The sequence below is a fragment of the Streptosporangium subroseum genome (genome assembly GCF_900188345.1).
In the GTDB taxonomy this organism is placed as follows: Bacteria; Actinomycetota; Actinomycetes; order Streptosporangiales; family Streptosporangiaceae; genus Streptosporangium; species Streptosporangium subroseum.
In genome coordinates this window covers 77647-99291 of sequence record NZ_FZOD01000033.1, presented here as the reverse complement: position 1 = coordinate 99291, position 21645 = coordinate 77647, and the positions used below count along the sequence as shown (strand labels likewise).

The window sequence follows — 21645 nt, the reverse complement described above, 5'->3', positions numbered from 1 at the left end:
CCACAAAGCGGTGGCGTTCAGTTCGCGGCCAGTTCCTCGAGCACGGTGGGCCGGCTCGGGCTCCACCCGAACCGCTGCTTGGCCCGCGTACCCTGCGCCTGCTGATCGAGCAAGAGCGCGTCGGCGAACAGTTCGCCCAATCGTGCGCGGGTCTCGTCGGCGGACTCCGGCGCCAGGGTGCCCTCGGGGCCGACCGCCGCCTGTGCCATCTCCCGCACGGTGGGGTTGACGCCGGAGGCCGCGATGTAGAGCTCCCCGCCGGGAGCGCGTTCGTACACGTCGACGTAGAGTTCCGCGAGATCCTCGACGTGGACCGTGGACCAGCGCTGTTCTCCAGAGCCGATGAGCCGCAACGCTCCATCCTCGCTCCGAGGCCCGTAAGTGAACATCCCGGCCGGAATGCCCTTGCCGTGGCCGTACACCACCGACGGCGAGATCACCGAGGCCTTGAGGCCCGACTCGAGAACCCGCCGCTGCCGCTCAACGCGCCATGCGGTGAGAGCGGCGGACATCTGATCGCTCTCCTCCGTGATATCTGGATTGTCGCCCCAGGTCCAGATACCGCCGGTGTAGACGAACGGCTTGTCGGTGCCCCCGAATGCCGCCAGCACGGCAGCGATCAACGCGTCGTCACCGTCCTGGCCGAGCGCGGCGAGGTGGATCGCGCCGTCCGCGCCGCGCACCTGCCCGGTCAGCCACGCCACGTCGGTCACGTCACCGACGACCGCCTCGGCGCCGGCGTCGGTCACCGCCTTCGCCGACTCGTCGCTGCGGACGACCGCACGAACCAGGTGTCCACGCGAGCGAAGGACCTGAAGGACGAAAGCACCGATGTATCCGGTGCCACCAGTGATCAAAACGTTCACGCTAGTCCCCTTTTCGAAGCTTCAACTGATGTACGGCCGGCCCGCCTGCTTGAAACGTCACGCCAGCTGTGATCTGCGCCGTTTCGGATGGCGCTCATCGGCCGGCTCAACTCAACGCTTCCAGCCGGCGCAGTCGGCATCCAGGCCCAACAAGTGCCTGGCTCGTCCGACGGCCCACGCAGCGCGGTGACCGAGAACTGCCCGGCCATGGTGCTTGGGCCCGATAGCGTCCGCGTTGTCCGTCCACACGCCGATGTCATGGCGGCAGGTACTGGCGAGAATGCCCTGGCCTTCGGCGATCGCGGTCTTGTCCCACGGATGGCGTTGCTGGTCGGCGAGAGGTATGAGTCGCGTCGGTGTCGGTGCGGGCTTCCTGGTGTGCGTCGGTGGGCAGCATGAGTGCGAGTAGCCCGGCGACCTCGGCTTCGCTGGGTAACAAGCGATGCAGCAACCGGGTGAGCCGGATTACCGTCACCCTCCGGCTCTCTCGGAACCGGACTTGACCCTCTCGACTCATCCGGCTCCCATTGCCCTGCCGCATGACCGAGAAGCCGCTGCGCTGTGCTCGTCCGACCGACCACCGTCCCCTCGCCGTCGATCATCGCAATCGCAGAGTCGGGGACCTCTCCAGTGCTCAGCAGTTCTGTGAGGCTGTATCGGAGAACATCGGTCAACGCCGATCACCCTCGTGTGTTCTCGAGCAATGGGTTGAAGCCCAGTCGATTCCCCAGATCAGGCGCCAGATGGTTCCGTCGGTAACCAGAGGCTAGGCGTGGACCGCACGACAGCCACTGGGCGCGCAATACGACCTTCGGGTTGGGATCCGTACCGATGGACTATTCCGTCGGTGGTAATGGCACAGGCTTGCCGGAGTCCGATATATCGCGTCACGAGGAAGCGGATAGATCACGAAGCACCCTGTAGGGTGGAAGTATGGCTGCGGAGCATCCTGAGGCCGCAAAGCAACTGTCCGTGGTCGCGGAGAACGTAGAGTCACACCTCTCGGAGGTCAGCCGCGACATCGGAGAGAATGTTATTGCCGAGATCCCGGAGCTCAGGGGTGACCCCTCCGTCATTAAGATCCTGCAGGCAAGCGTCGCGGAAAATGTCGCCACGTTGCTGCACATTTTCGAGAACGACATGCCTCTGGACAACATCGAGGGGCCTGCAGCCGCTTCTGAGTATGCCAGGAGGCTGGCCCAGAGGGGTTTGCCCCTCAGCGCGTTGATCAGGGCCTACAGGATCGGCCACTGGCGTTTTCTGCAGTGGTGTCTGGACGAGCTCAACCGACGGTGCACCGGCGACGAGCTCCGCACCGCGACCAACCGGCGCATGCTTCAGGTGAGCTTCGGTTATATCGACCGGGTAACCGAACATGTCGTCGTGGTCTACCAACATGAACGCGATCACTGGCTGCTCAGCCAGACCGCCGCGTGCGCCGCGCGCGTGCGAGACATCCTCGCCGAGAAGAACGTCGACCTCAACTGGGCTGAACCAGCCCTTGGTTACCGGCTCCGGCAGAACCACCTCGGGCTGGTGGCCTGGCTGCCCACGCTGAAGGGCGAGGGTGAGGGACTTGCTCGACTCGACCGGATCACCAACGAGATCGCCCGGAAACTCGACTGCCCCGCCAGGCCGCTGTTCGTCCCCCGAGATACAGTTTTGTCCTGGGCTTGGCTGCCGTTGGGCTCGCACCGCGACGTCTCGTGGAAAGAGCTGTCGGATGTGGTTGAGCGGAGCGATCCTTCCGTGCACGTGTGCGCTGGGTGCGTGGGGTACGGCATCAAGGGATTCCGCTCCACGCATCGGCAGGCACTGCGCGCACAGGACCTTGCGGCAGCGGCCAGTTCAGCCCCCCAGTTCACTGGCTTCTCCGCCGTCGCTCCAATCGCTTTGATGGCTACGAACGTCGACGACATGCGCGCTTGGGTGTGGGGCGTCCTGGGTCCATTGGCCGTCGATGACGAGAGCGGCGCACGGCTTCGGGAGACCGCGCAGATCTTCCTGGACACCGGCTGCAGTTACACCGCTACTGCCAGCGCTCAAATTCTGCACAAGAACACTGTGCAGTACCGCATCCGGAAAGCCGAGGAAATCATGGGACACCCAGTCCAGCAAGGGCGCGCCGATCTGGAAGTCGCGCTGCGCGCCGTTCAGTACCTCGGCTCAACGCTCCTTCGCAGCCCCGCATGAAATGCTCGATGATGCCGTCACCGGCGGATCCAGCTAGAAGCCGCTGCGTGCACCCGCGTCGGTCGACAGTGGCCCCCCTCAGGTATAACGCGGCTTGCCAGAGCAGGAACGCAGCGCTCCGGCCGAACTCCTCGGGGATTCAGTAGCGGCGCAAGGGGCGCGCGCTGGCATGGGCGCGGGCGGTGTCGGCGTCGCCGGTCAGGGCGTCGGATTCGCGTACCCGGTCGGTCGCGATGTAGGCGCGCGGTAGGCCGACCACGCGAATGCGCTGGGGCCCAGCTCTTTCGAGAGGCTCTTGGCGTAGCCGACCAGGCCCGGTCGGAAGCATCGCCCAGCATGCCGGCGACGATGCGGGACAGTCGCACCCTGGTCAGGAAGACCAGGCTGTGCCCGTGGGACGGGTCTGGGCGCGGGCCGCAAGCGGCCTGTAGGACGGGGCGGGTGTCAGCGGCCCTGCCAGTGCGGTGGGCGCCTTTCCGCGAAGGCGTGGGCGCCCTCCTGCGCGTCGTGGGACGCCAGAACCGGTGCGACGATCCGGTCCTGCCCGACGAAGGCGTCCTGGTCACAGAACGCTCGCCGCTCGTTGACGACGCGTTTGACGGCTGCCACGGCCAAGGGCGCGTTGGCCGCGATGCTGGAGGCCAGCTTCAGGGCCCGCTTCAGGGTCTGGCCCGGTTCCGTAAGGTGGTTGACCAGGCCGAATCGCTCGGCGCGCTCGGCGGGCAGGGGGTCGCCGGTGAGCAGAAGCTCCAGTGCGATGTTGCGTGGGATGCGTTCGGGCAGTCGCACCATGCCCCCTTCGGGTGGCACGATCCCGTAGTGGACCTCGGTCTGGCCGAAGGTGGCGTTCCGCGCGGCCACGATCATGTCGCAGGCGAGCGCCATCTCGGTTCCGCCGCCCAGCGCATAGCCCTCGACGGCGGCGATGAGCGGAGTCTTGATCTGGGCGCGGGTGATGCCCGCGAAGCCCCGTCCTTCGACGATGGGCGTGTCTCCGGCCGCGAAGGCCTTGAGATCCATGCCCGCGCTGAAGACGCCGCCGGCCCCGCTGATGATGCCGACCCTGAGGTCGTCGCGGGCCTCGAGGCGGTCGACGGCGGCGGCCAGGGCCCGGGCGGTGGCCCCATCGACGGCGTTGCGGGCCTCCGGCCGGTCGATCGTGATCACCAAGATGCCGTTGATTTCCTCGGTCCGTACGGTCGGCGTGTCCGTGGCCGTGGTCATGACGGTGTTTCCCTTCTTCCCTCGCGTTGCTGAGCTGCGGCTTCAGACGACGGTTTCGGCCTTGCGCAGCTCCTCGATTCCGGCGGTGTCGAACCCGAGGTCGCGGAGCACGGATTCGGTGTGTTCTCCCAGGCCGGGGGCCGGGCCCGGACGGACCTTCTGTTCCTGGTCCAGCCGGACGGGGCTGTCGATGGTCAGGTGCGGCTCAGTGCTGCCGTCGTCGATCGGGATGAGGACCTGATTGGCGAGGAGTTGTGGGTCGTGGGCGAATTCTTCGATCGTCTGGACGACTCCGTAGGTGAGGCCCGCGGCGTCGAGCAGCTCACGCCACTTGGCCAGGGGACGGGTCGCGAATGTCTTGTCCAGCAGGGCGGCGATCTCGGTGGCGTGGGCGCGCCGGCTCGGGGTGTCGGCGTATCGCGGGTTCTCCGCCGCCTCGGGATGCCCGATGGCCTTGAGGAAGCCGGGGACCTGCTTGTCCTCGTTGACGAAGACGAGGATGATCCAGCGGTCGTCGGCCGTGCGGTACATGTTCCCCAGCGCGTTCGGCGGGTCGGACCGGTCGACCGGGCGGGGATTCTTCGCGCCGGCCAGTACGGCTTGCAGCCACATGCCGGCCGCCCAGGCGCCTTCGGCGAGCAGCGAGGCCGTGACGCGTGCGCCCTGGCCGGTCTTCTCCCGCCGGTACAGCGCGGTCATGATTCCGGCGAACAGGGTGATCGCCGTGGAGTGGTCGCCCGATCCGAACACGTTCATGGCCGGCGGCACGTCCTTTTGGCGTGTGATGTCCATCAGGCCGCTGCGCGCCCAGAACGCCGTCACGTCGAAGCCGGGCAGGTGCGCATCCGGACCTGCCTCGCCGAAGCCGGTGACATCGGCGTAGATCAGCCGCGGGTTGAGGGAGGCCAGGGAGTCGTACTCCAGGCCCAGCTTGGCCCGTGCCCGCGGCGGGAAGTTGGTCACCAGCACGTCGGCCCACCGCACCAGACGCTCGAGCACGGGCCGGGCGCCGGGCGACTTGAGGTTGAGCGCGATGCTGCGCTTGTTGCGGTTGTCCAGCTGCCAGGGGTAGTTGATCCCTTCGACATGGGGGTTGGGAGGGACGCGGCTGAGCGAACGGTAGGTGTCGCCCACGTGCGGTGGCTCCACCTTGACGACGTCGGCACCGAAGTCACCGAGGACGGTGGCCGCGGCAGGCCCGGCGATGAAGCTCGCGAGATCGACGACGTGCAGTCCCTCCAGGAGGGGCGTGTTCTTCATGACTACTCCTTGTCTTCAGTGCGGTCGCGCGCGGCGCCGAGGTTGACCCGCTGTCACGAGGCGCCGCGATACATGCCCGGTCAGCGGCTGGGCACCGAAGGCACGAAGGCGTTGTAGCCAGTGATGTCGCGGCCGACGATCAGCGCCTGCACAGTGTCGGTGCCCTCGTAGGTGCCGATGGCCTCGATGTCGCACAAGTGCCGGGCCACGTGGTAGTCGAGCAGGATCCCGTTGCCGCCGAGCATGTCGCGAGCGTCGGCGAGGATGGCCCGGGCTCGTTCGGTGTAGTGCATCTTGGCCAGCGCGACCCGAGGCATCGAGTACTCGCCCTCGTCCATGAGCTGGCTGAGCCGGTACTGCATGCACAGCATGTCGGTGATGTCCGCAAGCATCCGGGAGAGCCGGTACTGGATGAGCTGGAAGGCGGCCAGCGGCATCCCGAACTGCTTGCGTTGCTTGGCGTAGGCCAGAGCTGTCTCGTAGCCCGCGATGGCGGCGCCGATCGACTCCCAGGCGACGCAGAAGCGCGAGGCCAGCAGGACTTTCTCGGTGTCGCGGAAGGTGTTGACGCCGGCCAGCCGGTTCTCGGCGGGCACCCGGACGTCGGTTAGGGAGATCTGTGCGTTCTGGACACAGCGCAGAGCCGTCTTGCCCTTGATGACCTGGGCGTCGAACCCGGGTGTGCCCTTTTCGACTACGTAGCCGCCCACGTGCCCGTCGTCGCCGCGGGCCCAGATGATCACGTAGTCGGCGAAGGTCGCGTTGCCGATCCACCTCTTGTAGCCGTTGAGGATGTAGGAATCACCGTCCCGGCGCGCGGTCGTCTCCAGCTTGACCACATCAGTGCCGTGAGCGGGCTCGGTCAGGCCGAAGGCGCCGACCTTCTCCATGCGCGCCATCGGCGGCAGGAAGCGCTGCTTCTGCTCCTCCGAGCCCAGCAGTGCGATCGACATCATGGCCAGGGCCGAGTGGACACCGGTGAACGTCGAGATGCTCAGATCGCCCCGGGCCAGTTCGAGGATGACCAGGCCGGCCGTCAGGTTGCTCATGCCGGGGCAGCCATAGCCGGGAATCTGGAAGCCGGCGATGCCCAGCTGGGCCAGCTTGGGGACCAGTTCGTGGGGGAACTCCGCCCGCTCCCAGTAGGGGTTGATGATCGGGGTGACCTCTCGGTTCATGAAGTCGCGGACCTTCTGCCGAAGGGCGCGCTGCTCGTCGGTGAGCAGGTTGTCCAGCAGGTAGTAGTCGGAGTGCTCCGGTCCGCCCAATACCGGCGGCTCCACCCCGGACGGCTTCTCGTTGCTGCTCGGGAGAGCGCCGTTCGAGACTCCCTGGCCCGGGTCGACTGCTGTGCCGTGTGTCGCCTTCATGTACCGCTCCTTCCCATCGGAGATCCGATGGCGTCAATGAGAACGACGCTAGGAGCGAGCAGAAGCACCACCATTGTGCGCAGAACACCATGTTTTGGTTCAAATTGGTGTTCCTAGGCCAATTCACCCGACAGTTCCTGCTGCAGCATGGCTCGGGAGCGCTGCGGCTGGGACCTCCACCTCGGCGTCACCGGCGAGGCCATCTCGTCCGAGGTGCGGATGATCGGCACCAGCTTCACCGCCGTCCTCGGCCACTGGTATCCCACCGAGGACATAGCGCTGAGAACATCATGCGGGTGCGCGAACCGCGCCCGCGGCTCAAGGAGTGGATCGATCGCCGAGTGCAGGCAGCGATCGGCGGCGACGTCCAAGACTCGGAGGGCACCTTCGTCCACTACTGGCTCAAGAATGGCCAAGCGATCGCTCCGTGATGGAGCTCTTCCGCACGGTTTGACCGAGCGGAGGCAGCCTGTCGACCGTGGGCACCGAACGTGGTGCCGAGCCTGGCTTGGGCAATGTGCTCACCCCGCACCCCCCGGCGAGCCGAGACCCCCGGCACTGGCGCATGGCCGGCTGGGAGATCGAGCCCTCGTCGGCCATTACGGGCCGCTTGGCATACGCGTGCTCGTCTCCCGGATGTGGTCGAAAGACCACTGACCGAGCGCAATCAGAACCTCATGCTCCCCATGAATTGGCCTAAATCGATGGTGAATTGGAATCGATCATCCCTTCGTACTCGTAGGACCCTGGGGTTCTGCGCTGTCGCGGCACTGGTGTTCATCGGGGTCAGTGTGCTCTTCCTCCTTTTCACGGGCGACAAGGGTGCCGATGCGGCCCAGGCTCGCGTCACCGGGGCGTGGGACCGTATGGTGCCCCTCATCAGACAGGGGTACCTTCCGTCTGTGCTGCCGGCCGGTAAGGACATGGCGATCCAGATCCTGGACACCCATGGCCGGATGGTTGCGGCGACCCCGCAACTCGTCGGCAAGCCGCCGATGGCCACCTTCCGCTCGACCAACAGTGACGTGCACGCCGTACGGGTGCTGTGCCCTCCAACCGGGCTGAAGGGCTGCATGACCGTCGCCTCGTACAAGGTCTATCAGCCGGATGGGCCCTGGCTGCTCTACGTGGCGGTACCCATGGTCCCCTGGTACGGGGGCGCCACAGCGCTGTTTTTTGCGATCGGCATGTCCCTGTTGATGACCGCGATGGTGGCAGCCGGGACGTTCCTTCTGGTCAACAAGGACATGACCGCGGTGGACGCCATCCGCACAGAGCTAGCGGAGATCACCGCCACGGCCCTCGACCGCCGGGTCCCCGTGGCCGGCGACAACCAGGAAGAGATCAAGCTCCTGGCCGAAACGGTGAACGACACTCTCGACCGCCTCGAATGCGCATACAGGCAGTTGCGGCAGTTCACCTCGGACGCCTCTCACGACCTGCGCAGCCCTCTTACGGCCATGCGGGCCCAGCTGGAGGAGGCGCTCATGCACCCGCAGGACACCGACTGGCCGAAGATGACCGCGGCGGTGCTCGCCGGGGCGGACCGGCTGCAGGCGATCGTGACCGACCTGCTGACCCTGGCCAGGCTGGACTCCCGCGCCCCCCTCAACCTCAGCATTATCGATCTGGACGAGTTGGTCGGAACCGAGCTGGACCGCCGAACCTACCGGATGACGATCGTCAAGGATCTGCAGCAGAACGTCTTCATCTGCTGTGACCGGCTGCGAATCACGCGGCTGCTGGTCAACCTGCTCGACAACGCCGAACGCCACGCCACCTCACAGATCACCGTCAGCGTGCGAGCCGACGGACCGACGGCGACTTTGGAGGTGCTCGACGACGGCGCCGGAATCGCCGTCGAACACCGGGAGATGGTCTTCGACCGCTTCACCCGGCTGGACGCCTCACGCAATCGGGACGCAGGAGGGACCGGGCTGGGATTGGCGATCGCACGGGAGATCGCAGAAGCACACCTGGGCACTTTGACCATCCAGGACAGCGAACGAGGAGCGCGCTTCGTTCTGCGCCTCCCCCTATGCGAACCGTCTCCGGTCGGTGACCGAAGCAGCCATCATGCCAGTTAATGGCAACTGCCAGTCCCGCGAGATCCGGTCTCCCGACACGCGACGCTCGCAAACGACGCACAACAGACTGACCGACAACGGCGCCTGTGGAGTTGCCCCGGTTTGGACTCTGCTGGCGAATTTACGTGGGTGTGGTGGTCGGTTTGAGTCGGGCGAGATGGGAAGGCCAGGCGCCGCCGAGCGGAGTGCCGTTCAGCCAGCCGAGTGCGGCCCCGGCCGTCAGGGCCGCTGGCACCCACCCATGACGACGATCACCAGGTCGAGGGCATGAGACCCGGGTCCCCTCGCCGAGCACGACAGATACCGAGCCAGAAACGACGACATCAAGCAATCCGGTTACATCTGGGGGAGCCACTCCTGAAGTCCGGGGAGATGCCCGAGTTCTGACTCGATGCGCTGCCTGTCGTCGACGGTGAGCTCCAGACCGCGCAGATCGGTGAGCCAGGGATCGGCGGGCTCGCCGAGGATCATGGACAAGTCGATGAGGTGGCACAGGGCGATGGCCCGATCGACCACCGAGGCATCCGCGCCGTGCCTGCGCACCGCGGACTTGAGCGCGCGGAAGGTCTGCAGGTCGTCGTTCTTGAACTCGCGCAGGATCCGGGCGTTGTCGAGCGCCTTGGCCAGGCCCGTCAGTTTCTTCGAGCCGCCGTACTCCAGCTCGGTGGGCTCGTCACGCTGGATGAATATGATCGAGTTCCCGGAGGGATCGATCAGCGTGAACCGGGACGCGCCGGGCCGGTAACGGGTGATCCGCGGAAGGCCGGAACTCAGCACCTTCCCGTAGACCCGGCGCATCGCCGCGACGAACGCCGCGTGGTACGGCGCCACGGCGCCGACCATGACCAGGCAGCCTCCGGACTCCTCCCGGGCCGGATCCAGGCCCTTGGGCGCGGGGCCGAAGTGCAGCTGGAATCCGCTCCACCGCAGCGCCAGATATACATAGGGCTTGCTCTGTTTGTAGGTCACCTCGAATCCCAGCGCCTCATAGAACGTCAGGGTCTCCTCCACTGACGAGCACGGCATCAACGGCACCGTCGTCTCGTTCGGCCGAACCTCGGGCTCACTCAAGTCATTCACCTTCCAGCTCGTCCGGCGATGCTTGCACCCTTCGGCGAGGCTCGCATATGGATCGTTCCAAGAGTTTGACTCGCGCCGCCAGGCTTCATCCATGGCGGCGTCGTAGCGAATGTGGGCCGCTCCGGAGGGCAGGGAGCCGCTTCCGCGGTGACGGTCATGCTCGGGGTCCTGAGCTGCGGAAAGCGGCTGTGTCAGCCCGCAGGGCCGGTCGGATATCGGGCGGACCGAAAACCTTTTGGTGGTTTTATCCGCTTTGCCCCATGACAACGGCTTGTTGCTGATCTTACAATCAGGGCCAACTGTGATCTTTGGTCGCGCGGTTGTCCAACCACGCCGCGGGACCCCAAGGGAGCATCTGTGAAAGTGAAATCCCTCCTGGCGGGTGCGGTCGCACTGGCCACCGCGGCGGCAATCCAGCTGTCCGGAGCCGGCCCGGCGCTCGCCGACGACCCGCTTGACCTCACCCCCTCCTCCACCTCCGCCCATGGTCGCCCGGTCCATGGTGGCCCGGTCCTCGACGACGTCCACAACGTCCCGACGACCGCTGTCGCGGGGAACGTCACGTTCCTCGACAACGTCAAGGGCGTCAGCGGCTACTCGGGTCTGAACTTCATCCACTACGAGAAGTACGGCTACGACTTCATGTTCGCCAACGGCACGGGTGGCCTTGCCGTCTGGTCGCTGAAGGACCCGAAGCATCCCGCCTTCGTCTCAAAGATCACCGCCGCCCAGCTGCGCCAGCCCGGGGACACCCAGGACAGGTTCTGGGAAGGCGAGAACATGACCGTCGACCCGAAGCGCAAGCTGGTCTTCCTCGCCCGGGACCCGCGCGGCTTCGGCGGCACCGTCTCGACCGGGCAGTCCGGCGTCTACATCATCGACGTCAAGGACCCGTGGAAGCCGGAGACGGTCATCTTCCAGCCGGTCGCGGCCGGACACACGTCCACCTGCATCAACGACTGCTCGTACCTGTGGACGGTCGGCCCGGCCAACACGGGCACGCCGGGCCAGGACCCGTCCTGGAAGGGCGTTCCGCTGCGGGTGACCGACATCCGCGACATCAGGCACCCGCGCAACATGGACGGGGCGCTCGACCTCAACCGGTTCGACGGCGTCACCGACTACGTGCACAGCGTCGACGTCGACAAGAACGGCGTCGCCTGGGTCTCCGGTGAGGGCGGCGTACGCGGCTACTGGACCGAGGGCAGGCACTACGACCCGGTGAAGAAGCGCAAGCGCACCGCGACGGCGTACGACCCGGTGCCGTACGCGGGCGGCACGGTCGTCCCCACCAACCCGGCGGGCACCGAGTTCTTCGACTACTTCGACCACAACGCCTACCACAACACCGAGAAGCTCGGCCGCTTCGACAAGGGTGAGCTGCTCTACATCACCAATGAGAACATCACGACCTGCTCCCAGGCGGGCGAGTTCAAGATCGCCTCGCTCGAGGGCAGCTACGACGGTGAGGCCTGGAAGTCCACGCCGGAGAAGCCGTTCCGGCTGAACATGATCAGCCACTGGTCGCCGTGGGGCAAGGAGGGGTCTTCCACCACCGGTAGCTGCTCCGCGCACTGGTTCACGGTGAACGGCAACATCGTGGCTCAGGCGTGGTACGGGCAGGGCACCCGCTTCATCGACGTGTCGGACCCCAGGAACCCGACCCAGGTCGGCTACTTCCGCGTGCCGGCGGGCGAAGGTGTGACCGGCGGCTCGGCATCGGCCACCTACTGGCACAACGGGCTCATCTACGTCGCCGACTACAACCGGGGCGTCGACGTGCTCAAGTTCGACGGCAAGCTGGCCGGCAAGCCTGACAAGAAGATCTGCTGGAACTCCTGCGACAAGTAAGACAAGTAACTGGATTGAACCGAAGCCGGCCCGAGCGTGGAACAACGCCGCGCTCGGGCCGGCTTCGGCCGGGCCCGGAGGCGGACGGTGCGCTGGATGGGCTGTCGAACCGTGGCCGGCAAGCCGCGTGCGGATCAGATCGGATGATGAGCGGTATGCACCTCGCGGGTCGTCGAGCCCGATTGTTCACGCGGCTGGCGGTCATCGCGCTCCTCGTGACCGGTGGCCTGACCTTGGACCTCGCCTCCGTCGCGGTTACCCGTCCGGCGTACGCGCACGCCTACCTGCTGGAGAGCTCTCCGGTCGACGGCCAGGTGCTGGACCGGACCCCGGCCGAGGTCAGGCTCCGCTTCAACGAGGCGGTGAACCTCGGCCAGCGGTCGATTCAGCTGCTCGACGTGACCGGGAAGAAGCTGTCCATCGGCGCTTCGGATTACTCGGACGGGAAGGCCAACACGGCGCGGACGAGCCTGCCCCCGAATCTGGCCGAGGGAACCTACGTCGTGGCCTGGCGGGTCACGTCCGCGGACTCGCACGTGGTGTCGGGCGCGTTCAGTTTCAGCGTCGGCCATCCGAGCTCGATGGCCGTCCCCGTGGAGCAGGACGTCGACCCTGCCGTTCCCGTCGTCGACGCGATCGGCCGCGGCCTGGCCTTTCTCGGTGTGGCCCTCGTGCTCGGCGGCGCGCTGTTCGTCGCCGTACTCTGGCCCGCCGGCCGGGCCGACCGCCGCGGCCGGCGCATCGTGTGGTCCGGCTTCGCCGCGCTGACCGCCGGCACGGTGGTGGTCCTGCTCGTACAGGGGCCGTACGCCGAGGGCACCTCGCTCAGCGGGGTGTTCGACCCTGACCTGCTCGGCGCGACGTTGTCCACGCGGCTGGGCCAGGCGCTGCTGGCGCGGCTGGTGATCGTGCTGGCCCTCGGCGTGGCCTTCGGAATCGCCGTACGCCCCATCCTGCTTTCCGCGGACACCGTCGCCGTACGCCACGCCCCGCTTTCCGCGGACACCGTCGCCGTACGCTCCGCCCCGCTTCCCGTGGGCATCGGAGCGGCCGAGGCTGAAGCGACCGGCGAGTCTGAAACGACCGGCGAGGGTGAAGCGGCCGGTAGCACCCGCAGGGTCGCCCTGCCCGCGTTCGCCGCGGTCGGCGCCGTCGCCCTGATGCTGACCTGGACGTTGGCGGATCACGCGCAGACCGGCATCCAGACCTGGCTGGCGGTGCCGGCGACCAGCCTGCACCTCCTCGCCATGGCCCTGTGGCTGGGCGGCCTGATCCTGCTCGCGGCCTGCGTGGTCATCCCGGCGGGGAGGCGGGAACCCACCCGCGCCATCTCCCTGGAGCCCGCGCTCCGGAGGTTCTCCCTGCTCGCGCAGATCTGCTTCGCGGTGATCGCGGTGACCGGCCTGTACCTGGCCTGGCGGCAGGTGGGGACGTGGGGCGCGCTCGGCGGGACCGACTTCGGGCGGCTGCTTCTCGTCAAGCTCGTCCTTGTCCTCGCCGTGCTGGCCCTCGCCGCCGGAGCGCGGCGGTTCGTACGGCGGCGCGGCCGCGAACCCCTCGGTCTCGACGCCGCGCCTTCCGCCGCGTTGCGCCGGCTGCGCCGCTCGGTCGCGGGTGAGGTCGTGCTCGGGATCGCCGTCCTGTCGATCACGGCCGTCCTGGTCAACACCGCCCCGGCCCGCGCCAGCTACGCGCCGCCGGTGGACAGCACGGTTCCCTTTCCCGCCGCCGCGGCGGACGCGGCCCCCGGGCTGCGAGGTGGCTCGGTCGAGGTGAAGATCGAGCCGGCGAGGTTGGGAAGCAACGTGGCCGACATCTACATCAATGGGCGGGACGGCTCGCTGGTCGCCGTGCCCGAGGTCTCCGGTGCGCTCGAGTCGCGGGACCGTACGATACCGGCGCTGCCCGTCAAGGTGGCCGCGGCCGAACCCGGCCACTACGTGGCGAACTCGATGTCCATCCCGTACCCGGGGGACTGGGTGCTGCGACTGGACATCCGCATCTCCGATTTCGACGAGACACCCGTCCGTGTCCCGTTCACGGCACGCTGAAAGGCTGGTGGCACATACATGCGAGGCGCTGACCGCAAGGCGTCCGGGTGGAGAGTGACGATGGTCGCCGGCGGCGCGTTCGTCCTCTTCGCCGGCGGCGCCCTGTCGGGCTGCTCCAGCGGGGATCCGCAGCCGCTGACGAAGCCACCCTACACCGTGCAATCCATCCGGTCCGGCCTCGTCACCCCCGGTGACCTGGGCAAGGGCGCGACCGAGGTCGAGGACAGCGATCACGGTTCGCACGTCATCTACACGCCCCCGAACAGCATCCCGACCTGCCCGTACGTCCAGCGCTCCGAGGACGTCCAGGTCGTCGTGCAGCCGGCGATCGAGCCGGTGGGCGGGAATCCGACCGGGCGGTTCATCGTCGGCCCGCAGCGCGTGGGGCCGACGTCGCTTCCGGTCGTCACGCAGGGCGCGGTGGTTTTCCAGAGCCCCGCGCTCGCCGACGACACGATGAACACGGTCCTGGCCGAGTCGGCCAAGTGCCCGGAGGCGTTCGGCATCCTCGGCGGACCGCCGTCCGTCGTGGGCGACTACAAGGTCGGCAGCCAGCCGATCGAGATGAACGGATGGAAGGGGTTCTCCCAGCATCTCGTGCACACCTCGCCTCCGGACGTGAACCCGGATACCTACGACGATCTGGTCACCGTTGTGGTGCACAAGGCGAACGCCATCCTCTACGTCGGATACACGCAGATCAAGACGGTGGGCCAGCGTGCCGACACCGACAAGAAGGTCGAGGCATTGATGACGAAGACGTTGGCCCGCCTCGGCTAGCGCCCTTATGAAAATCATCACCGAAGGTCTGAGGACGTTGAGAGCCCTATCCGCTGGAGGAACCTTGAGAGGCACAGCCCTCTTCACCGGCACGCCCGCGCTCGTCACGGCGGGAAGGGCGCAAACGCTGCGTCGCGCCGCGCGTGGCCTCGTCATCGTGGCGGCGACGGTCTACCTGGTCGGCGTCATGTCGGCGGTGGCGTTCGCGCACGTGATAGTGACCCCGGACACGGCCGTGCAGGGTGGTTACGCCGCCTTGACGTTCCGCGTTCCCAACGAGCGCGACGATGCGAGCACGACCGAGATCGAGGTGCAGCTTCCCGTCGACTCCCCGCTGGCCTCGATCTCGGTGAAGCCACATCCCGGCTGGTCGTACAAGATCACGAAGACCAAGCTGGCCACGCCCATCGAGGCGCACGGCACGAAGATCAGCGAGGTCGTCGGCACCATCACCTGGACCGCGACGGATTCGAAGTCGGCGATCAAGCCGGGTGAGTACGACGAGTTCTCGGTGAGCGCCGGACCGCTGCCCGAGACCGACCGGCTGGTGTTCAAGACGCTCCAGCACTACAGCAACGACGAGGTGGTGCGCTGGATCCAGGAGCCGTCCTCCGGCGCCGACGAGCCGGAGCGGCCCGCGCCGGTGGTCCGGCTCGTGCCCAGAGGGGACGCCCAGGGGAACCTTGGGAATGCAGCATCGGCCCCGTCCACGAGTATCGACCTGGCGGCCCCGGCCGCGGTCACCGCGCCCGCGGTCGAGTCGGGTACGGGGACTCCGTGGGCGGTGGGGCTGTCCGTGGCCTCGCTGGTGATCTCCCTCGCGTGCGCCGCGATGCTGGCCGTACGGTGGCGCCGGGCGCGATAACCGCAACGAGTCGTTGAGCCGGGCCCACTGGGCCGGGTGAATGTCCATTTCACGGCTCCACGTTCGCTACCTGGGGGAATTCGTACACCACCTGCGCGCGTGGAGCCGCCCCCTGAGGGGCCTGGCCAGGCTGAAGCCTCCACGCGGTCCGGGAATGGAGGTCAGGAGTCCCGCTCTGAAGGACATCCTGGTTATCGGTGGCGGTTTCGCCGGTGTGTGGAGCGCGGCAGGAGCTGTCCGCGCCGCGCGGGCGGCCGGAGGCGCCGGCGAGGAGTTGCGAGTGACCCTGATCAGCGGTGGCGACGACATGGTCATGCGCCCGCGCCTGTACGAGGACGCCCCGGAGACCATGAGAGTGCCTCTGGACCGCGTCCTCGGCCCGATCGGTGTACGCCGCCTCACGGCGACCGTGACCAGCATCGACACCGAGGCCCGTACCGTCCGCGCCGTCGGGCGGGACGGCACCGAGCTGACCCTGCCCTACGACAGGCTTGTGCTGGCAACCGGCAGTCAGCTGGTACGCCCTGCCTTCCCCGGTGCGGAGGAACCGCGGTGGCCGCCGCGGAAGACGGGCACCACACCATACAGAGCTGCCAGCACGCCCAGCCGATGGGGAAGTGCGCCGGATACAACGTGGCAGCCGGACTCCTCGGAACCGCCCCCCTGCCTTTCACCGCCGACCCCTACAGCAACGCCCTGGACCTGGGGTCCGCCGGCGCCGTTCTCACGGCGGGGTGGGAGCGCACGGTCACGGCGACCGGACCCGAGGCCAAGACTATGAAGCAGGACATCAACACGATGTGGATCTACCCCGCGGTCGACGATCCGGAGCAGATCCTCGCTCAGGCGAGCCGTCTCCTCAACAGCTGACAAGCGGATCGCCGCCGCAGGTCACACCGGGAAGCTGACGCCGGTCAGTTCCTCCGAGATCGTCCACAGCCGGCGCTGAGCGGCCGTGTCGTAGGACCGCGCGCTCGACTTCACCACCTTCGGATGACCTTTGCTCTCGCTGAACCCGTCCGGTCCGTAGTACTGACCGCCCTGGACGGCCGGGTCCGTCGCGGCGCGCAGCGTGGGCAGCGCCCCCATCTCGGAGGACTGGATCAGCAGTGGCCGGACCAGGGCGAACGCCGCCCGGAAGAGCGCGGACTGCCGCGACACCGACGCTCTGGATCCTCCGGTGTCGGATCCTCCGGGATGCGCCGCGGTGGCGATGGGCTCGCCCTTACCGGACAACCTGCGCTGGAGTTCGTAGGTGAACATCAGGTTGGCCAGTTTGGAGTGCCCGTACGCGGCGACCCGGCTGTACTCGTTGGTGTTCCAGTCGAGGTCGTCGAAGTCGATCGGTCCCCCCTGGCGGTGACCCGCGCTGCTGACGGTGACCACGCGAGAGCGGGGGACGCGCAGCATCTTGTCGAGCAACAGCCCGGTGAGGGCGAAGTGGCCCAGATGATTGGTGCCGAGCTGCAGCTCGAAGCCGTCCTCGGTGACCGATCGGGGGGTGTACATCACGCCGGCGTTGTTGATCAGCAGGTCGATGCGGGCGTGGGTGTCGCGCAGTTCGTCGGCGGCCGCCCGAACCGAGGCCAGCGAGGCCAGGTCGAGGCGTTGCACCCTGATGTCGGCGTCCGCGACGGAGGCGGTGATCTGGGCCGCGGCCCGCTTGCCCTTGTCGACGTCCCGTACGGCCAGCACCACGGAGGCCCCGCGTGCGGCGAGCACCTTTGCGGTCTCGAAGCCGACGCCGGTGTTGGCGCCGGTGATCACAGCGACTCGGCCGTGCTGGCCGGGCACGTCGGCGGCGGTCCACCGCTGTCGGGGCATGGTTCCTCCAGGTAGAATCGGGGCGATCGTTCCGTTTAAGACAATACCGGAACGAGCGCCCCGCTTAATCCAGGAGGTCCTTTGACCGAGAAACCCCGGCCGTTGCGCGCCGACGCCGCCCGTAACCGGGCGCGCGTGCTGCAGGTCGCCTACGAGACGTTCGCCGAGGAGGGCGCCGCCGTCCCGATCGACGAGATCGCCCGCCGGGCGGGCGTGGGCGCGGGCACCGTGTACCGGCACTTCCCGACCAAGGAATCGCTGTTCCAGGCGATCGTGGCCGACCGTCTGAGCCAGGTCATCGAGCGGGCCCGCGCCCAGACGGCGGCCGACCCGGGAGAAGGGCTGTACGCGTTCCTGTTCCATATGGCCGAGCAGGGCGCGACCGACCTGGGGCTGACGGAGGCCTTCGCGGGAATCGGCTTCGATCTGACGGAGGCACTGCCGGAGGCCGAACGCGAATTCACCGGGATCATGGCCGACCTCCTCGCCCAGGCCCAGCGTGCCGGAACCGTGCGATCCGACGTGGACACGGACGACATCAAAACCCTGATCGTCGGCCTGCAGGCGATGCGACGCTTCCGCGGTGACAGCGAGCGGATGCGACGCGTCTATCCGGTGATCCGGGCCGGTCTGTCCGTACCGGGCTCAGCCGAGGCGTCGCGGTAAGAGCCGACGGGCGCGGGAGCCGACTGCCCGGCTTGACCGCATCTCCTGGGCCGATCCCACCCGTTGCCGCGGGCACCACCGCGGCCATCCGCGGGAACGGCCATTCGTGCGGTGCGTCCCCGATGATGATCACATCGTCATCGGTGGCGGCCAGGTCCGACCAGCCCGCCTGGACCACCGCTCCCCCCCGCGGGCGGCCCCAGAGCCCGCTCAGCTCGGCATGCGGATCGCCGCCAGCTGGGTGGCCTGTGCGACCAGGCGGTCCTTGCTGTCCCAGACGTACACGGTCTCGTCCATCCGCCCGTTCGTGATATCCGCGCCGTGCATGCGGACGCGGAGCGGTCCGGGCGCGGGGATGCGGCGGAGGTAGGCGCTCAGTTGGATGGTGGGAGTCCAGCCCGGCAGGTCCAGATCGAAGTTGACCGACGGGACGGGGTCGAGGGCGACGAGCAGCGAGAGCGGGTCCCAGTCGGAGCCGTCGGCGAGGCGCTGCCAGCCTGCGATGACACCTCGGCGGGACGGCGAACCGGACCAGAAACCGAGGTGGCCGGGGTCCAGCCGCTGCTCGATCACCTCCATGAGCGGCACAGGGAAGGCTCCGCCCGGCGCCTCGGGCGGGGTGCGCGGGCATTCCTGCTCCGCGGGAAGGTCGACCGGCTCCAGTCCCGACCACCAGGGGCCGACCTCCTCCAGCCGCTCCAGCGTGATCAGCGCCTCAACGCGGACGGCGTCACCTTGGGTCAGGCGGGCCCGTACCTGGGTGGTGCTCCGCCCGGTCCGCAGGAGCTCGACGTGGATCTCGGCCGGACCCGGCGCGGGCGCGGCGACGAAGGCCCCGCTCACCACGCTCGGATGCGGATGATCCTTGGCCGCACCGTCACAGGCCGCGCGGCCCATCACCGCGAGCAGGTAGCCGCCGTGCAACTTCCCGCCCACGCTCCACTGCGGGTCCAAGTCGGTCTCGTAGACGTCTCCACGCCGGACGACCGCCGTAGCTTCCTGAAAAGTGCCCATCTGGGTTCCCCTCCGTCTCTGTATATAGAGGTTGACGCCATCGACTGACCATATGAGCACGGGACGCGTTCGCCCCCGCCGTGGCGAAGGGAGACGGCCGCCGCGTGCGGGGCTCAGGTGACCCTTACAGGAGACGGAGAAAGATGCCCGATATGGTGGAATTTATGCCCACCGAACCTCAAGCTGCGACGAATGATCTCGATCACGCCGCTTCGGTTTTCGCCAGTGTGCGCCCTCGGCTCTTCGGCATCGCGTACCGCATGCTCGGAAGTTCGGCGGAGGCCGAGGACATCGTGCAAGACGTCTGGCTGCGGTGGCAGGCCTACGATCGCAGCACGGTGCTGGACCCTCCGGCTTTCCTCGCCACGACGACGACGCGACTCGCGATCAATGTGGCCCAGTCCGCCCGGGCGCGCCATGAAACGTACGTCGGCCCGTGGCTCCCCGAACCCGTGGACACCTCCGCCGACCCCGCGTTGGGGGCCGAACGGGGCGAGGCGCTGGAGTTCGCGATCTTGTTGCTGCTGGAGAAGCTCTCCCCGACGGAACGGGCCGCGTATGTGCTGCGGGAAGCGTTCGACTACCCGTACTCGCAGATCGCGGACATTCTCCAGCTGAAGGAGGCGAACACTCGTCAACTCGTCAGTCGCGCCCGCAGACGTATCGTCGCCGAGCGGCGCGAGTCGGTCGGCTCGGTCGAGCAGCGGCGCCTCCTGAAAGCGTTCCTCGCGGCGGCCCAGACGGGTGACCTCGCCGCTCTGGAGGAGCTGTTCGCCGCGGATGTCGTCAGTTACTCGGACGGCGGCGGAGCCGTTCGCGCCACGCGGATCCCGGTGATCGGCAGGACGACCGTCGCGAAGTTCATCAGGGCGTTCGCGCCGAGGTTCTGGGTCGGTGCGGAACTCACGTGGATCGAGGCGAACGGGCAGGCATCCGTCCTGGTCTCGCAGGACGACGTCGTTTTTGCACTCGTCACCGTCAGCGCCTCGGCCCAGGGTATCGATCAGGTCATGTGGGTGATGAATCCCGCCAAGCTCGCCGGGATCTCACTGTCACTGCCGGGATCGCGAGCTCCGCACCCGTCGGACCCCGAGCCCTCCTAACCGGCCGGCATCTCCACCTCGAATCCACGTGCGTGGGTGTCCCGCCTCACAGGCGACAGGATCGTCACCATGATGATCAGGGCGCACACGGCCGCGATCATCGCAATGACAGAGGCCGGTCCGGTGCGTTCCGCCGCGAGGGGCAGGAGCAGGATGACGGCGGCGCCACCCAGAATCACCGCGGGGCGGATGGTCGCCCGGGGCACGATCGGCACATGCACCGCCCAGAGCAGCACGAGGAACGCACCGACCGGGATCGCGACGGCGTAGCAGACCGCGACCGGAGCCACCTGGATGTGATGCCCGGTCTGCTCGACGGCGACCTCGAGCCCGGCGCCGAGGGCCGCGAGGGCCGCGAAGATCCCGTAATGGCCATACCCCCAGAGATAGGACCGTTCGCGACGGCGGGTGAGCCCTTCCCCGGCCGGCTCGAGGAAGTAGAGCCACCAGAGCGCGAAGAGGAGTACGAGCCCCGCGACCGCGATCGTGACGAAGGAGCCGCTCAGGCCCCCGGCATTGATCGCCCCCTCGACCCCGGTCGACGCGGCGAGCACGCTCTCTCCGAGGAGAATGATCGTGAACAGCCCGTAACGCTCGGCGATGTGGTGGGGGTGCCAGCTGGTGGGTCGTCTCCGCTCCGCCCACAGCGGCACCGCGAGCTCAAGCATGACAAGACCGACGAAGATCGGGAGCAGCGAGGACTCCGGCAGCGTGCCCGTCTGCGCGAGGAGGAGGCGGAGCACCCAGCCCACCTGCACGATCGAGATCCCGGCCGCGTAGCGCAGGGCGGTGCCTCGACTCTCCCGATCTTCGATCCCCGCCCTCAGCCACTGCGCGATGAGACCGATTCGCATGATGAAGTAGCCGAGCGTGACCGCCCGATAGTCGCCGTCGTTGACCGCGGCCTGCACTCCGGCCGCGAGCACGAGCACGCCGGCCATCTGCACCATCGTCAAGAGCCGGTAGGGAACGTCGTCGGTGTCGTACGACGAGGCGAACCAGGTGAAGTTCATCCAGGCCCACCAGATCGCGAAGAACACCTGGAAAAACGGGATGAGTCCATCGAGGGCGTGGCCCTCGGCAATGCTGTGGGCGAGTTGCGCCGTGATGCTCGCGATCGCGACCACAAATGTGAGGTCGAACAACAACTCGAGCTGGCTTGAAGCGCGGTGCGGTTCGTCAGTCGGACGCGCGGTCATCCGGATCCGGATGCCGACGGGAGCCATCTCGGGGGTCATGCGCTCAGCATCGCAAGGTCGGCGGGGGGAAGCGAGCCCGAGGCGGGAGCCGGCGTCGTCGATGCCGTCGGAGGTGCCATCGTGGCGAAGGGGCTCTCGCTGTCATGATCGGCGAACGCGGTCATGGGGCGGAACCGATCACTCTTGCCGGATGCCACCCGGCGGCAGAAACA

General features: G+C 67.6%; 19 protein-coding genes and 1 pseudogene. 10 read left to right on the top strand and 10 right to left on the bottom strand.

Annotated elements, in window-relative coordinates:
• Positions 1–17: 17 nt before the first annotated feature.
• Together CHC08_RS28225 and CHC08_RS52995 are read right to left on the bottom strand one after the other, a co-directional pair.
• Positions 18–866 carry an NAD-dependent epimerase/dehydratase family protein gene (locus CHC08_RS28225; protein ID WP_089208305.1) on the bottom strand — a complete coding sequence of 283 codons (849 nt, stop codon included), beginning with the start codon at positions 864–866 and terminating at the stop codon, positions 18–20.
• Between the two features lie 256 nt (positions 867–1122).
• The gene (locus CHC08_RS52995) at positions 1123–1383 is read right to left on the bottom strand and encodes a DUF6596 domain-containing protein (protein WP_420823589.1); all 261 of its coding nucleotides are present in this window, start codon (positions 1381–1383) and stop codon (positions 1123–1125) included.
• 416 nt (positions 1384–1799) lie between these two features.
• Here CHC08_RS52995 and CHC08_RS28220 point away from each other — a divergent pair, with 416 nt between their 5' ends.
• On the top strand, positions 1800–3059 hold the full coding sequence (locus tag CHC08_RS28220; RefSeq protein ID WP_089210405.1) for a PucR family transcriptional regulator: 1260 nt from the start codon (positions 1800–1802) through the stop codon (positions 3057–3059).
• Between the two features lie 444 nt (positions 3060–3503).
• Here the strand turns inward: CHC08_RS28220 and CHC08_RS28210 are convergent, their stop codons facing one another.
• The 4 genes from CHC08_RS28210 to CHC08_RS49765 all read right to left on the bottom strand — a co-directional run bounded on the left by CHC08_RS28210 (position 3504) and on the right by CHC08_RS49765 (position 7188).
• A complete protein-coding gene (locus tag CHC08_RS28210; protein ID WP_089210404.1) occupies positions 3504–4283 on the bottom strand; it encodes a crotonase/enoyl-CoA hydratase family protein in 780 nt (259 codons plus the stop codon).
• A gap of 42 nt (positions 4284–4325) precedes the next feature.
• Positions 4326–5543 carry a CaiB/BaiF CoA transferase family protein gene (locus CHC08_RS28205; protein WP_089210403.1) on the bottom strand — a complete coding sequence of 406 codons (1218 nt, stop codon included), beginning with the start codon at positions 5541–5543 and terminating at the stop codon, positions 4326–4328.
• Positions 5544–5623: 80 nt separating this feature from the next.
• Positions 5624–6913, bottom strand: a complete 1290-nt coding sequence (locus CHC08_RS28200; protein WP_089210402.1) for an acyl-CoA dehydrogenase family protein — start codon at positions 6911–6913, stop codon at positions 5624–5626.
• Positions 6914–7026: 113 nt separating this feature from the next.
• Positions 7027–7188: a hypothetical protein gene (locus CHC08_RS49765; RefSeq protein ID WP_179282248.1), complete on the bottom strand. Its 162-nt coding sequence runs from the start codon at positions 7186–7188 to the stop codon at positions 7027–7029.
• Positions 7189–7815: 627 nt separating this feature from the next.
• Between CHC08_RS49765 and CHC08_RS28195 the strand changes: the two genes are divergently transcribed.
• On the top strand, positions 7816–9000 hold the full coding sequence (locus CHC08_RS28195; RefSeq protein WP_245878614.1) for a sensor histidine kinase: 1185 nt from the start codon (positions 7816–7818) through the stop codon (positions 8998–9000).
• A gap of 336 nt (positions 9001–9336) precedes the next feature.
• Here CHC08_RS28195 and CHC08_RS28190 read toward each other — a convergent pair whose 3' ends face one another.
• Positions 9337–10071 carry a VOC family protein gene (locus CHC08_RS28190; RefSeq protein ID WP_089210400.1) on the bottom strand — a complete coding sequence of 245 codons (735 nt, stop codon included), beginning with the start codon at positions 10069–10071 and terminating at the stop codon, positions 9337–9339.
• Between the two features lie 366 nt (positions 10072–10437).
• Here CHC08_RS28190 and CHC08_RS28185 point away from each other — a divergent pair, with 366 nt between their 5' ends.
• The 6 genes and pseudogenes from CHC08_RS28185 (at position 10438) to CHC08_RS51730 (ending at position 16497) form a co-directional block, all read left to right on the top strand.
• Complete coding sequence (locus CHC08_RS28185) at positions 10438–11931, top strand: LVIVD repeat-containing protein (RefSeq protein ID WP_143653373.1); 1494 nt, start codon at positions 10438–10440, stop codon at positions 11929–11931.
• A 155-nt stretch (positions 11932–12086) separates the two neighbouring features.
• Complete coding sequence (locus CHC08_RS28180; RefSeq protein WP_179282247.1) at positions 12087–13982, top strand: copper resistance CopC/CopD family protein; 1896 nt, start codon at positions 12087–12089, stop codon at positions 13980–13982.
• An 18-nt stretch (positions 13983–14000) separates the two neighbouring features.
• Complete coding sequence (locus CHC08_RS28175) at positions 14001–14762, top strand: hypothetical protein (RefSeq protein ID WP_143653372.1); 762 nt, start codon at positions 14001–14003, stop codon at positions 14760–14762.
• Positions 14763–14826: 64 nt separating this feature from the next.
• Positions 14827–15627, top strand: a complete 801-nt coding sequence (locus CHC08_RS28170) for a YcnI family copper-binding membrane protein (protein ID WP_218825519.1) — start codon at positions 14827–14829, stop codon at positions 15625–15627.
• 40 nt (positions 15628–15667) lie between these two features.
• Positions 15668–16162 (top strand): annotated as a pseudogene (locus CHC08_RS52990) (FAD-dependent oxidoreductase); the annotation flags it as partial.
• A gap of 17 nt (positions 16163–16179) precedes the next feature.
• On the top strand, positions 16180–16497 hold the full coding sequence (locus CHC08_RS51730) for a hypothetical protein (RefSeq protein ID WP_245878613.1): 318 nt from the start codon (positions 16180–16182) through the stop codon (positions 16495–16497).
• A gap of 21 nt (positions 16498–16518) precedes the next feature.
• Here CHC08_RS51730 and CHC08_RS28160 read toward each other — a convergent pair whose 3' ends face one another.
• Positions 16519–17451 carry an SDR family NAD(P)-dependent oxidoreductase gene (locus tag CHC08_RS28160; RefSeq protein WP_089210396.1) on the bottom strand — a complete coding sequence of 311 codons (933 nt, stop codon included), beginning with the start codon at positions 17449–17451 and terminating at the stop codon, positions 16519–16521.
• Between the two features lie 81 nt (positions 17452–17532).
• On the opposite strand from CHC08_RS28160, the gene CHC08_RS28155 reads away from it, so the two are divergent.
• On the top strand, positions 17533–18117 hold the full coding sequence (locus CHC08_RS28155; RefSeq protein ID WP_218825517.1) for a TetR/AcrR family transcriptional regulator: 585 nt from the start codon (positions 17533–17535) through the stop codon (positions 18115–18117).
• A gap of 210 nt (positions 18118–18327) precedes the next feature.
• On the opposite strand, the gene CHC08_RS28150 is transcribed toward CHC08_RS28155, so the two are convergent.
• A complete protein-coding gene (locus CHC08_RS28150) occupies positions 18328–19131 on the bottom strand; it encodes a thioesterase family protein (RefSeq protein WP_089210395.1) in 804 nt (267 codons plus the stop codon).
• Positions 19132–19274: 143 nt separating this feature from the next.
• On the opposite strand from CHC08_RS28150, the gene CHC08_RS28145 reads away from it, so the two are divergent.
• Positions 19275–20234 (top strand): RNA polymerase sigma-70 factor, encoded by a 960-nt coding sequence (locus CHC08_RS28145; protein ID WP_245878612.1) that lies wholly within the window; start codon positions 19275–19277, stop codon positions 20232–20234.
• Here the strand turns inward: CHC08_RS28145 and CHC08_RS28140 are convergent.
• Entirely contained in the window at positions 20231–21472 is a 1242-nt protein-coding gene (locus CHC08_RS28140) for a low temperature requirement protein A (protein WP_218825516.1), read from the bottom strand. The genes CHC08_RS28145 and CHC08_RS28140 overlap by 4 nt on opposite strands.
• Between the last annotated feature and the right edge of the window lie 173 nt (positions 21473–21645).